Here is a 12,828-nt window from a genome sequence, read left to right as displayed (position 1 = left end):
ATGAACCTCGACCTGCTCAGCCGCCAATTGATCGACCGCTTCCAGCACGGCATGCCGCTGTGCGCGGAACCTTACAAAGAGATGGCGCGGATTCTCGGTTGTCGCGTGGCCCAGGTGATGGCTTGCCTGGAAGAAATGGATCAGGCCGGCACCCTCTCACGGATCGGCCCGGTGTTCGAACACAGTCGCGCCGGGGCCAGTACCCTCGCCGCCCTCGCCGTGCCCGCCGAACGTTTGCAACAGGTCGCCGAGCACGTCAGCCAATATCCCGAGGTCAACCATAACTACGCGCGGGAGCATTTCTACAACCTGTGGTTTGTGCTGACCGGCCCTGATCGCCAACACATCGAATGCGTTCTCGAACAACTCGAGAAAGACACCGGCCTCATGCCGTTGGATCTGCCGATGTTGACCGCTTATCGCATCGACCTCGGTTTTGCCCTGGGAGAAAGCCCATGACGCCGGGGTTGAGTCCCAAACAGGCACTGGCGCTGCGTCGGCATCTGGAAGGCGGATTGCCGTTGGTATCGCGTCCCTATCAGGCCCTTGCCGAACGGATAGACGCCGACGAAAATCAGGTGCTCGCGCAAATGCACCAGTGGCATGAGCAAGGGCTATTTCGCCGGATCGGCCTGGTGCTCAACCATCGCGCACTGGGCTTTACCGCCAACGCCATGCTGGTGCTGGATATTCCGGACGCGCTGATCGACGAAGTCGGCCAGCGCCTGGGCCGGGCGCCCGGCATCACCCTCTGCTACCAACGGCCGCGACGCCTGCCGCAGTGGCGCTACAACCTCTTTTGCATGGTTCATGGGCGCCAACGTGAGCGGGTCGAAGCGCAGATCCAGACGTTGCTGGAAGAACACCTGCTGAGCGACCTGCCCCACCAACTGTTGTTCAGCACTCACGCGTTCAAACAGTGCGGCGGACGCTTTGCCCCCTCACCAACCGGAGCCCCCACCCATGGATGATCTCGACCGTCGGCTGATCAACCGCCTGCAACTGGGCCTGCCGCTGGTGCGCCACCCGTGGCAGGCACTGGCCGCCGAACTGAAGAGCAGCAGCACCGAACTGCTCGACCGCCTCCATGATTTGCTGGAAGACGGCATGCTCACGCGCTTCGGCCCGATGTTCGACATCGAACGCCTGGGCGGCGCCTTCACCCTCGCGGCGCTGGCGGTACCGGAAGAACGTTTCGACGAGGTCGCCGAGCAACTGCACGCCCTGCCTGAAGTGGCGCACAACTACCGACGCGAACACGCCTGGAACATGTGGTTCGTGCTCGGCTGCCCGACCGAACAAGGTATCGCCGAGACCCTGCAGCACATCGAAACCCTGACCGGCCTGCCGCTGCTCAACTTGCCCAAAGAGGAGACCTACCATGTCGGTCTGTACTTCCCGGTCTGAAGACACCCTGGCTCAGCGTCTGATCGAGTTGACCCAGGCCGGCCTGCCATTGCTGGACGACCCGTGGGCCTGGCTCGCCGAACAGCTGGAGCTGAGCATCGAATCCACCCTGGACTTGCTCAAGCGCTTGCAGGCCGAGGGCGCCATCCGGCGCATCGCCGCCGTCCCCAACCACTATCGCCTGGGCTATCGCTACAACGGCATGACCGTCTGGGATGTGCACGACACGGACATGCCGCGTCTCGGCGCGCTGATCGGTGCGCAGCCTTTTGTCAGCCACTGCTATCGACGCCCGCGACGAACCGCGTGGCGTTACAACCTGTTCGCCATGGTCCACGGTCGCAGCCGCGAGGAAATCGACAGCTACCGCGAACACCTGCGCTACTTGCTGGGCGATGCCTGCACCGCCGACGAGATGCTGGTGAGCAGCCGCATCCTGAAGAAAACCGGTTTGCGGCTACCACCAGCGCCACGCTGAACACGCGTTTGCTCAAGGAGATTTGCATGTTGAGGATCAGCCAATACCTGCGCGCCCTGACCGGCCAGGCGCCTGCCCCCAGAACCAGCCCACCGGGCAGCAACCGGCCACCGGTGGTGATCTGGAACCTGCTCAGGCGCTGCAACCTGACCTGCAAACACTGTTACGCCACGTCCGCCGACAGCGTCTTTCGCGACGAACTGGATACGCCCGCCGCGCTGACCGTGATCGACGATCTGCACGATGCCGGGGTGAAGGTATTGATTCTTTCCGGCGGTGAACCGCTGCTGCGCGACGATCTGTTTGTGCTCAGCGACTACGCCCGCGACAAGGGTTTCTTTGTGGCGTTGTCCACCAATGGCACGCTGATCAATGAGAGGAACATCACGCAAATCCGCGCGGCGAATTTCGACTATGTCGGGATCAGCATCGATGGTCTGGAAGCCACCCATGATGCATTCCGCCAACTCAAGGGCAGTTTCGCCAGTTCCATGCGGGCGATCCGGCTCTGTCGTGAACGAGGCATTCGCGTCGGCCTACGCACTACCCTGACCCAAGAGAACTATCAGCAACTGCCCCAATTACTGGCGCTGATGCGTGAGTACGACGTGCAGAAGTTTTATCTGTCGCACCTCAATTACAGCGGTCGCGGCAAACGCAGCCGCAAGCTCGATGCCCGGCAACAGATGAGCCGCGAGGCGATGACGCTGATCTTCGAACAGGCCTGGGAAGACATCCAGCACGGTCGCGACAGCGATTTTGTCAGCGGCAACAACGATGCCGACGCGATTCTCTTGCTGCAATGGGTGGGCCTGCGTCTACCCGAACATTACCCGCGCCTGGAACACATGCTCCGGGCCTGGGGCGGCAACGCCTCGGGCAGCGGCATCGCCAACATCGACAACACCGGCGAAGTGCACCCCGACACCTATTGGTGGCAGCACTCGGTGGGCAATGTCCGACAAACGCCGTTTCGCACGCTCTGGCTGGACCAGCCGGACGCCTTGTTGCAGCAGCTGCGCGCGCATCCTCGCGCCGTCGGTGGCCGTTGCGGCCAATGCCGCTGGCTGAACATCTGCAACGGCAATACCCGCACCCGCGCCTGGGCCGAGGGAGACCTCTGGGGTCAGGACCCCGGTTGCCACCTCAGCGATGAAGAAATCGGTATGCCGCCATTAATGACCATCCCTTGCGTCATGCACTGAAACACCCGCCTGGCGAGCCATCTGGCAAAGGATGGAGCCGGCCCACCTGATGAAGAACCAAGGACGTCCCATGCACCCATCGATTGTTTTACCGGCCGCACTTGCGTCCCCGTTCAGACCGGGCGAAGTGGCTCTGGTCGGCGCCGGCCCCGGTGATCCACGCCTGCTGACCCTGCGTGCCTGGAGCCTGTTGATGCAGGCTGACGCCGTGGTTTATGACCGCCTGATCAGCCCCGAGCTGCTGACGTTGATCCCCCTCACCTGCGCCCGGCATTACGTCGGCAAGGCCAGCGGCTGCCACAGTCTGCCCCAGGAACAGATCAACGAACTGCTCGCCGACCTCGCCGATCAGGGGCAGCGCGTGGTCCGGCTCAAGGGCGGCGACCCGTTCATCTTCGGCCGTGGCGCCGAGGAGCTGGAGTATCTGCTGCAACGCAACATTGACTGCCAGGTAGTCCCGGGCATTACCGCCGCTTCCGGCTGCAGTGCTTATGCGGGCATTCCGCTGACCCACCGGGACCTGGTCAACTCCTGCCGCTTCATTACCGGGCATTTGCAGCGCGATGGTGAGTTGTCGCTGCCCTGGAGCAGCCTCGCCGACAGCAGCCAGACCCTGGTGTTTTACATGGGGTTATCGAACCTCGGGATTATCGCCCAGCGCTTGATCGAAGCCGGAATGGCCGCCGATACACCGGCGGCGCTGATCAGCAATGGCACACGTCCCGACCAACACGTCGCGCGAGGCATGCTGCACCAGTTGCCGACCCTGGCGCTGGATTGCCCACCAGGCATTCCGACGCTGACGGTGATCGGCAAAGTGGTCGATCTGTTCGCTACCCAACAGCAGGAATACCCGGCGCGCTTTTACTCCGCTCCCGTGTTGCAACGCCACGGTAAGGTGGCGATATGAGGCGCATGCTGCTTGCCCCATTGTTATGGATCGGTGCAGCCCATGCCGGTGTAGCGCTTCCATCCTCCGACGCGGCCGCCGACCTCTACCAACAACATTGCCAGCGCTGCCATGGCGCCAACCGTTTCGGCGGTACGGGGCCGGCCTTGCTGCCGGAGAGTTTGAGCCGGATCAAGCCCGATGAAATCCGTAGCGTCATCCAGAACGGCCGCCCCGCAAGCCAGATGGCCGGGTATGCCAACGTGTTCAGTCCTGCGCAGATCGATGCGCTGGTGGACTACCTTCAGCAACCACCCGCCACTCCACCCACCTGGAATAACGACGACATTCGCGGGAGTCATTCCATCCTCGCCGATATCAGCAAACTACCCGACACACCCCAGCATGGCGCCGATCCGCTGAACCTGTTTGTGGTGGTGGAAGCCGGCGACCATCACATCGATATCCTCGACGGCGATCGTTTCGACGTGCTGGCGCGATTTGCTTCACACTTTGCGGTGCATGGCGGGCCGAAGTTCTCGCCGGATGGACGCTTCGTCTACGTCGCCTCACGCGATGGCTGGGTCAGCCTGTATGACTTGCACAACCTGAAGCTGATCGCCGAAGTCCGCGCCGGGCTCAATACCCGCAACCTGGCGGTGAGCAAAGATGGCCGCTGGGTGCTGGTGGGCAACTATCTGCCGGGCAATCTGGTGGTGCTCGATGCCCGCGATTTGTCGCTGGTCAAAACCATCCCGGCAATCGGCCAGGACGGCACCGCATCACGGGTCAGCGCGGTCTACACCGCGCCACCACGGGACAGTTTCATCGTGGCGCTCAAGGATGTGAAGGAAGTCTGGGAGTTGTCGAGCGCCGGCACACCGGACTTCGAACCACGACGGATCCAGGCCGAAGACGTGCTGGACGACTTTTCCTTTTCACCGGACTACAAGCAACTGCTGGCCACATCGCGCAAGGCCAAGGGCGGTCAGGTGATCGACCTCGACAGTGGCAAGGTGGTCACCGACATACCGCTGCCGGGCATGCCGCACCTGGGGTCGGGGACCTACTGGAAACGTAACGGTGAGTGGGTGTTCGCCACGCCGAATATCAGCAAGGGACTGATCTCGGTCATCGATTTCAAGACCTGGACACTGATCAAGGAAATTCCGACCCTGGGGCCGGGCTTCTTTATGCGCAGTCATGTGAATTCGCGTTATGCCTGGACCGATGTGTTCTTCGGGCCTGATAACGACGCGATCCACTTGATTGACAAGCAGACTCTGGAAATAGCCCATACCTTGCGTCCGATGCCTGGCAAAACGGCTGCCCATGTTGAGTTCACTCGCGATGGTCGCTACTTGTTGCTGAGTGTCTGGGCCACCGATGGCGCGTTGATTGTGTATGACAGTAATACGCTTGAGGAGGTTAAGCGCATTCCGATGAACAAGCCGTCGGGCAAATATAACGTGGGGAATAAAATTGAGTTTGTGGAGGGGACTTCGCATTAGGTCTTGGGCTTGAGCTTGAGCTTGAGCTTGGGTGTATATCCGTTTCTGCGGTAACGGCTGCTATTGGTTTCGCTTTTACAGCGAGTCACTTTCGAAGAGCGCGAAAGTAACCAAAGCGCTCATGCCCCTTTCGTTCGGTGCCTCGCTAAGGCTCGGCATGCCCTCGCTCCGGTCCTGCTCCGTGGGCCCGCCGCCATCGGCCATCCATGGCCGGGGGCGGCTAACCCGGCATCCATGCCGGGTTGCCCACTGCGCAGAACCTGCGCTCGGCCTCTCGAGGGGGCGTGCACCGCAACAGCACCGCGAGGCGGCCTACCGGCCGGCCTGCTTCCTCAACACCTACGCGTGTTGATCGTTCCCACGCTCCGCGTGGGAATGCATCCCGTGACGCTCCGCGTCACCAGTGCGCAGGACTCAAGTCTTGCGTCGCGAGCGGAACGCGGAGCGTCCCCGGCGGCATTCCCACGCGGAGCGTGGGAACGATCAGTGTGGGAACGGCTCCTGTTACTTTGCTTTGCTTTGGCTTTGGCTTTGGCTTTGGCTTTGGCTTTGGCTTTGGCTTTGGCTTTTGATCTGCCCCGTCGGAAGGCCGAGCGCAGGTTCTGCGCAGTGGGCAACCCGGCATGGATGCCGGGTTAGCCGCGCACGGCCATGGATGGCCGATCGCGGCGGGCCCACGGAGCAGGACCGGAGTGAGGGTATGGCGAGCCTAGGCGAGCCACCGTACGTCAGGGGCGAAAAGCGCTTTGGTAACTTTCGCGCTTTTCGAAAGTGACCCGCTGTAAGAGCGGAACCATTAGTGGCCGTTACCGCAGGAATGGATATGTACTCAGTCAACAAACCACGGACCGTCTTCGCAACCCAAGTGTGTGTGTGTGTGTGTGTGTGTGCGTTCACCCATCACCCCAAGGTATAACCGTTATCAACCTTCCAATCCTGCCCATAGACACCCCGTGCGCCTTGGGACAATTGAAAAATAATCACATTAGCCACCGCCGACGCATCAAGGAAATGACCCGGCAACAGACGCTTGCCAAGGGTATCAGCGACGTCATCGAGTTCCCCATCGCTCAACCCCAGGCTATCCCACATCGAGGTCGCGGTCGGTCCCGGCGAGACCAGATTGATGCGCACGTCATAACGCGCGAACTCCACCGCCAATGTGCGCGCCTGAGCCGCCAGCGCGGCCTTGCTGGCAATGCAGGCAGCCAGACCGGGAAAGCTCGAGCTGGTCAGAAAACTACCGACAAACACCACCGAGGCAGGGTTCGCCAACTCACCGCGCAACGCCGCCAGCGTGTTCAGCGCCCCGGCACCGTTGACCGCCCATTGGCGCTGGAAGGCCGGCATGTCCAGGCTGTCGGCCATTTCGGCAATGCCCGCGTTGGGCACCAGATAATCCACCCGCCCTAGCGCCGCCGCCCTCCGGGCCAGCCCTTGCAAGTCCTCCTCGCACGTGACGTCCCCGGCACACCATTGCAGCCGTTCGCCGTAGATCTGTTGCAACGCGGGCAATTCACCGACGGTGCGTGACATCGCCAGCACCTTGACCCCACGCGGCAACAGCGCGGCGCACAACGCCAGGCCAATCCCGGAGCTGGCGCCGGTGATCACCGCCAGACGATCCTGAAACTCGGTTTGCATCATGTTCTCCTGGGCATCGTTAATGCCAAGCACTGGTGACGTGTGAGCCCCTATCTTTGAACAGACGCAGAAATACCGACTTGACGGCGATCAGATTTTCTCAATGACCCGTCGGATAATCGGCCGATCAATGAGTCGAGTGCGACATCGCTGTCTGCTGCTGAAGCACCGCCTGATCGATCTCGCTGAACCGCAGCACACGACCGCCCTGGTCGGCGGCCAGTTTTTCCGCAGCCTGCTGGCTGGAGAAAGACGCCAACACCACACCCATGGCGCCTTTGAGTTGGGTGCCGACCACGTAAAACGCATCCTTGGCATCGATCAGATGGGCATCATTGGGGGCGTTCCACGGACTGCGGCCCATGTCGTGGACATACAACCGGGCTTCGCCATGATGATTTTCCGGTTGCAGCCACCAACCGATCATCTCCGCCGTGGAGCAGAATTTCTTGATGCCGCTGCGCTCGACCACTTCGCCCTTGGGCCCGGGGAAGCCGTCGATGATCATGCCGCAAACATGGCATTCATCGCTGGGATGGAAGGCAGCGGCGGCGTCGCTGTAGGTGGCTTGCACCGGTTTGTCACAGGCCGCCAGCAGCAGACAAACCATCAGGCCCGCCGCGGCGCGTACCGTCGTCGAATACAGATTACTCATCGTCAGATGCTCCAAAAACCAAGGTGTGAATTCATGTCGCCCGTCGACGGAACAGCAACCAGGCCAAGCCCAAAGGCACCGCCACCCATAGCAACAGGCACAGCCAGAGCATCGAGCCCGGTACAGGCAAATCGCTGCCCAGGGTCAGCACGCCAGCGCTGCCGGCGCCGGGCTCGAAACCGGAAAGATTGATCAGCCGATAGACATCGGCGGGGTTGAGCAGCAGTAACCACGGCAGCACCTTCGGGTTGAACTGACCTTCGCTTAGCACCAGCAGTGCCAACAGCGCCAGGTCGAACACCAGCACGAAGAAGAACCACACCCCCAGCGCCAGCCCGGCGGCGGTGGATTTCTCGGCAGACACACTGCTTAGCACATAGGCCAGCCCAAGAAAGCCCCAACCCAGTAACGTCGATGACAGCATGAATCGTCCAAACGCCCAGAGCAGCAGGTTCAGTTCGACGTCCTCCACCAGCACGGCAATCGCGAGCATCGCGCAGCCGAAACCGATGAGGGTCGCCAGCGCCAGGATCAATCCGTGGCCGACGAACTTGCCGAGCAGGATGTGCCCGCGCCCCAGCGGATAGGTCAGCAACAGCAGCAACGTGCCGCTTTCGTCTTCACCGACGATGGCGTCATAGGCCAGCAGCAAGGCAATCAGCGGCATCAGGAACGTCGCCAGGCTGGCCAGGCTGGCGATGGTAGCGGGCACCGAAGTGAAGCCCAATTGCCCCGAAGCCGCCGCCCCCAACCAGGCGATGCCGGTCGCCAACACGGCGAACAACAGGCTGATCGCCAACAACCAGCGGTTGCGCAAACCGTCATTGAATTCCTTGCGGGCCATGTTCCAGATCGGATTCATACGGTCTCTCCAGTGGAGGTCGCGCCGGCCCGGCCCATGTAATAGCGGTAGATGTCCTCCAGGGACGGTGGGTCGATTTCCACGTCGGCCGGCTCGTGTTCATTGAGCAATTGGCGCAACAGGTCCAATTTGTTGCCATTGATCGCAGCCACTTCAAGGCCCTCCACGCCCCAGCGCTGAGTGATGTGCCCGGCGTTGTTCCAGGATTGCTGCAAGGGCCCGGCGTGCTTGAGGCCGTTGGCGCGAATCAGCGTCGGCAACCCGGCTTCCTCGCGCAAACTGCGCAGACTGCCGAGGGCCAGCAGGCGCCCCTGGGTCAGAATCGCGGCACGGTTGATATGCGCCTCGACGCCCGGCAATACGTGGGAACAGAGAATGATGCTGGTGCCCTGGCTGCGCAGCCGGTCGAGTAACCGATAGAGGTCTTGAGTGGCTATCGGATCGAGGCCGACGGTAGGCTCGTCGAGCAGCAACAAGCGCGGCTCGCCGAGCAAGGCTTGCGCCAGTCCCAGTCGCTGGCGCATGCCCTTGGAGTAGGTTTTAACCCGTCGATGTGCCGCGTTCGCCAGGCCTACTTCCTCCAACAGCATGTCCACCTGCGCGGGCGCTGCGCCTTTGAGTCGGGCGAAATGCCGCAAGGTCTCCAGCCCGCTCATTTGCGGATAGAAGGTCACGTTTTCCGGCAAATAGCCCAGCAAACGCCTTACGTGCGGATCACTGGGCAAGCGGCCGAATACCCGGACCGAACCTTCACTGGCTTGAAGCAGGCCGAGCACCAGTTTCATGCTGGTGGTCTTGCCCGCGCCGTTATGCCCGAACAAGCCGAGCACTTCGCCTTCGCCCAGGCTCAGGTTCAACTGATGCAACACAGTGGTGTACCCATAGCGCTGGCTGACGCCTTCCATGTCGATGACGTTCATGCGGTGGGCTCCTGGGTCAGGGGTCGTGTGGTGGGATTCATCAGCGGATGGCTGTCCAGGACGCCCGGCGATTTCATCACCGGAAAGGCCCGTTGCACCCAACGCAGCAATTCAATCCCGGGGCTGTTCATCAACAGCCGCACCTGCGGATACAGCCACAGCAAGCGGTCGACGTTGTCGTTAGGTTCGTAGGCGATATCGCCCAGGCCATCGTTGTTGCGATCCCAGCCCAGGTAATCGCTCCAGTAATTGCCCCGGCCATCCACCGACCATTCCTGCAAGCGGGTGGCGACGTATTTGACCTGCCGTTGGTTGCCGACAAAGGCGTTGTCGGCGATGCGGTTGTCTTCGGAGCCGGCCGTGAGGTGAATGCCCACGGCGCTGTGCTCGAAGTGGTTGTGTTCGATGCTGTTGAACAGCGAGTTGTAGATGAACAGCGCCTTGCCCTCGGCGCCGCTGATCATGCTGTCGCCGGTCGAGCCGTCGCGCACGTCCGTGACGAAGTTGTCGCGCAAGGTTGAATAGGTGATGTAGTTCATCAGGATGCCGTAGTTCTGATCCTGTTCGGAGCGGTTGCCGATCACCGTCAGCTTGCGGCTTTGCATCAAGGCGTAGCCGGTGCGGGTGCGGCGCGTGGTGTTGTCGATCAGCCGGTTGTCGTTGGCGAACATGTAATGCACGCCGTAACGCAGGTCTTCCAGGGTGTTGCCCTGCAGCAAATTGCCGTTGGAGGTGTCGATGTAGATGCCATCGCGGGTGTCGCGCACCTGGTTGCCGATGACCTTGGCGCCATGCACCGCATACAGATGAATACCGTTGCCGCGATCTTGGGAGCGTAGCGCCGGATCCCCCTGGATGCGGTTGTCGATCAGGCTCGCATCCTGCGTGCCGTCGACCCAGATACCGAAACCCTGGCCCTGCATGCGATTACCTTTGATCACCGCGCCACGGGCCTTGGGCTGGAGGAACACCGCCGCATTCATGGCGGTAAGGTCGTGCCCCCAATCCAGGAAGGTGCAGCCCTCGATCCGCACATCGGGCGCGCTGACGATCACCCCGTTACCCTGCCCTTGCGCCTGAAACACCGCGCCGGGCTCGCAGACAATTTGCATCGGTTGATCGACGCTGAACGAGCCACGGTACTCGCCCGCCGGCAGATGCCAGCGTTGTTGCGCGTCAACCCGCAACGGCAACGTGGTGATCGGTTGCACCGCCGCCAGTGCGCCGCCTGATATCAACAGGAGCACAAGGGCAATGGCCTTCACCGGACTTTCCTCGATATCGGTCATCGGCCTGCTCCCGTTGATTGGCAACCGTCAGGCTCGCTCGACCTTCATGCGGCCGACCATTTCCATGTGCAGCGCATGGCAGAACCAGCTGCAGTAGTACCAATGCAGGCCGGCCTTGTCGGCGGTAAAGGTGATGGACGAGGTTTGCTGCGGGCTGATCTCCATGCTGGCGCCATGGTTGGTCATGACGAAACCGTGGGTCACGTCTTCAATCTGGTCGATGTTGGTGATGGTCACGGTGACCTCGTTGCCCTGCTTGACGGTGAACTCGGTCAGACCATAGGCCGGCGCCATGGAGGTCATGTAGACCCGCACATGATTGCCGTCGCGGATGACTTTGTTGTCGGTCTCCAGATTGATCCCGTCTTTCTTGGCCAGCTCCACGGTGGCGGCAAAGAACGGGTCGTTGCGGTTCCAGATCTTTTGGGTCTTGATCTGGTCCCGGCGCGCCAGGATGCAATCGTGAGGTTCGGCAAACGCAGGGCCGTCATGCACCAGCTTCATCTCTTCGCCGGAAATATCGATCAACTGGTCATTTTCCGGGTGCAGCGGCCCGGTCGGCAGGAAGCGGTCCTTGGAGAATTTGCACAACACCACCAGCCACTTGCCATCCGCTTCACTGGTTTCGGTCAGCGAGGCGTGGTTATGGCCAGGCTGGTACTGCACGTCGAGCTTCTGCTTGATGTAATTGACCTTCTCGCCCTTGTAGGCGCGTATCGCTTCCTCCATGTTCCACTTCACCACCTGACTGTCGATGAACAGCGTGGTATAGGCGTTGCCGCGACCGTCGAAGGTGGTGTGCAAAGGCCCCAGGCCCAGTTCCGGCTCGGCGACGATAACCTCGCGCGGGTCCTTGAATTTATCGGCGAACAGGTCATCCAGCCGGTCGATGGCGATCATCGAGACCGTTGGCGACAGCTTGCCGTTGGCAATGAAGTACTTGCCATCGGATGAGGTATTGAGGCCGTGGGGGTTCTTCGGCACCGGGATGTAGCGAGTGAACTCGGAGTCCTTGCCGTCGGTTTTACGACCGTCGACCACCGGCACTTTCGAGTCTTCCAGGGTAATGAACTTGCCAGCCTTGATCGCAGCCTCGATGCGCGGGATGTTGAACACCACGACCCAGTCGCGCTCGTTGCGCATCATGCCGCCAAGGTCGTAAGCCTTCTCCGAGTTGTAGCAGGTGGACGCGGCGTACTTGCCGGTGTAATCAGCGTCGGAGTTGTCCAGGTTGCCGTCGACGATCACCTGGAACGCCATCTCCATTTTCTCGGCATCGATGGTGTTGAACATGGTGAAGCTGTTCTTGTCTTGCAGATCGAAGGTGCGGCCGTCATTGGGGTGCGGGATGACGAACTCGGCATTGGCGAACACGTACTTGGTGTAAGGCACTTTTTGCAGACGCAGGCCGTGAATGGCTTGCACGTTCGGCACGGTGAGGATCTTGTCGCACTTCATGATGTCCAGGCGGATGCGCGCGACACGGGAGTTGGCCTTGTCGTTGATGAACAGGTACTTGCCGTCGTACTTGCCATCAGTCATGGAGATATGCGGGTGATGGCAATCGCCATTCTGAAACTTTGCACTGTCGCCCAGGATCCGCTTGCTTTCGTTGGTCAGGCCCCAGCCGGTGGCCGAGTCGACGTTGAACACCGGAATACGCATCAACTCACGCATCGACGGCACGCCCAGCACCCGCACTTCGCCCTGATGACCACCGCTCCAGAAGCCGTAGTATTCGTCCAGCTCACCGGGGCCAACATGGATTTTCGCTTGTGCATCCTTGACCGCTGCCGCCCACGACTCGCGGCTGAACACTGCACCGCCCAACGTCGCGGCACCCGCCAGCACCGCACCGGTGACGGCACTGCTGCCCAGAAAACCGCGCCGACTGAGTCCGGTCTGTTCCTCTTCCGGCATGGCTTTTTTGGATTCTGTGTCAGTCATGTTGCGTACTCCTTGAAGAGA

Annotated in this window: 13 protein-coding genes; 7 read left to right on the top strand and 6 right to left on the bottom strand. The window is 61.2% G+C overall.

What is annotated here, in order from left to right; all coding sequences use genetic code 11:
- The 7 genes from AB4O41_RS28435 to AB4O41_RS28405 all read left to right on the top strand — a co-directional run bounded on the left by AB4O41_RS28435 (position 1) and on the right by AB4O41_RS28405 (position 5,490).
- On the top strand, positions 1 to 459 hold the full coding sequence (locus tag AB4O41_RS28435; RefSeq protein WP_460145586.1) for an Lrp/AsnC family transcriptional regulator: 459 nt from the start codon (positions 1 to 3) through the stop codon (positions 457 to 459).
- Entirely contained in the window at positions 456 to 971 is a 516-nt protein-coding gene (ahbB, locus tag AB4O41_RS28430) for a siroheme decarboxylase subunit beta (RefSeq protein ID WP_460145585.1), read from the top strand. Before AB4O41_RS28435 ends, ahbB (AB4O41_RS28430) begins: the two co-directional genes overlap by 4 nt.
- Positions 964 to 1,407 (top strand): Lrp/AsnC family transcriptional regulator, encoded by a 444-nt coding sequence (locus AB4O41_RS28425; protein ID WP_460145584.1) that lies wholly within the window; start codon positions 964 to 966, stop codon positions 1,405 to 1,407. Before ahbB (AB4O41_RS28430) ends, AB4O41_RS28425 begins: the two co-directional genes overlap by 8 nt.
- Positions 1,382 to 1,885, top strand: a complete 504-nt coding sequence (gene ahbB, locus AB4O41_RS28420) for a siroheme decarboxylase subunit beta (protein WP_460145583.1) — start codon at positions 1,382 to 1,384, stop codon at positions 1,883 to 1,885. The genes AB4O41_RS28425 and ahbB (AB4O41_RS28420) overlap by 26 nt, the downstream gene beginning before the upstream one ends.
- 26 nt (positions 1,886 to 1,911) lie before the next feature.
- Positions 1,912 to 3,090, top strand: a complete 1,179-nt coding sequence (nirJ, locus tag AB4O41_RS28415; RefSeq protein ID WP_460145582.1) for a heme d1 biosynthesis radical SAM protein NirJ — start codon at positions 1,912 to 1,914, stop codon at positions 3,088 to 3,090.
- Between the two features lie 70 nt (positions 3,091 to 3,160).
- Positions 3,161 to 4,000: a uroporphyrinogen-III C-methyltransferase gene (cobA, locus tag AB4O41_RS28410; RefSeq protein ID WP_460145581.1), complete on the top strand. Its 840-nt coding sequence runs from the start codon at positions 3,161 to 3,163 to the stop codon at positions 3,998 to 4,000.
- Positions 3,997 to 5,490, top strand: a complete 1,494-nt coding sequence (locus AB4O41_RS28405) for a cytochrome D1 domain-containing protein (RefSeq protein ID WP_460145580.1) — start codon at positions 3,997 to 3,999, stop codon at positions 5,488 to 5,490. The genes cobA and AB4O41_RS28405 overlap by 4 nt, the downstream gene beginning before the upstream one ends.
- Before the next feature lie 900 nt (positions 5,491 to 6,390).
- Here the strand turns inward: AB4O41_RS28405 and AB4O41_RS28400 are convergent.
- From AB4O41_RS28400 to nosZ, 6 genes are all read right to left on the bottom strand, one after another.
- The gene (locus AB4O41_RS28400) at positions 6,391 to 7,134 is read right to left on the bottom strand and encodes an SDR family NAD(P)-dependent oxidoreductase (RefSeq protein WP_460148449.1); all 744 of its coding nucleotides are present in this window, start codon (positions 7,132 to 7,134) and stop codon (positions 6,391 to 6,393) included.
- Between the two features lie 127 nt (positions 7,135 to 7,261).
- The gene (locus AB4O41_RS28395) at positions 7,262 to 7,789 is read right to left on the bottom strand and encodes a nitrous oxide reductase accessory protein NosL (protein WP_460145579.1); all 528 of its coding nucleotides are present in this window, start codon (positions 7,787 to 7,789) and stop codon (positions 7,262 to 7,264) included.
- 31 nt (positions 7,790 to 7,820) lie between these two features.
- Positions 7,821 to 8,651 (bottom strand): ABC transporter permease, encoded by an 831-nt coding sequence (locus AB4O41_RS28390; RefSeq protein ID WP_063340241.1) that lies wholly within the window; start codon positions 8,649 to 8,651, stop codon positions 7,821 to 7,823.
- The gene (locus tag AB4O41_RS28385; RefSeq protein ID WP_460145578.1) at positions 8,648 to 9,571 is read right to left on the bottom strand and encodes an ABC transporter ATP-binding protein; all 924 of its coding nucleotides are present in this window, start codon (positions 9,569 to 9,571) and stop codon (positions 8,648 to 8,650) included. Before AB4O41_RS28385 ends, AB4O41_RS28390 begins: the two co-directional genes overlap by 4 nt.
- A complete protein-coding gene (locus AB4O41_RS28380) occupies positions 9,568 to 10,860 on the bottom strand; it encodes a nitrous oxide reductase family maturation protein NosD (RefSeq protein WP_460145577.1) in 1,293 nt (430 codons plus the stop codon). Before AB4O41_RS28380 ends, AB4O41_RS28385 begins: the two co-directional genes overlap by 4 nt.
- A 27-nt stretch (positions 10,861 to 10,887) precedes the next feature.
- The gene (gene nosZ, locus AB4O41_RS28375; RefSeq protein WP_460145576.1) at positions 10,888 to 12,807 is read right to left on the bottom strand and encodes a TAT-dependent nitrous-oxide reductase; all 1,920 of its coding nucleotides are present in this window, start codon (positions 12,805 to 12,807) and stop codon (positions 10,888 to 10,890) included.
- Positions 12,808 to 12,828: the final 21 nt, after the last annotated feature.

Source organism: Pseudomonas sp. S2_A02, assembly GCF_054668495.1.
The sequence above is the reverse complement of the archived record's forward strand: the minus strand, read 5'-3'. Positions and strand labels throughout refer to the sequence as shown.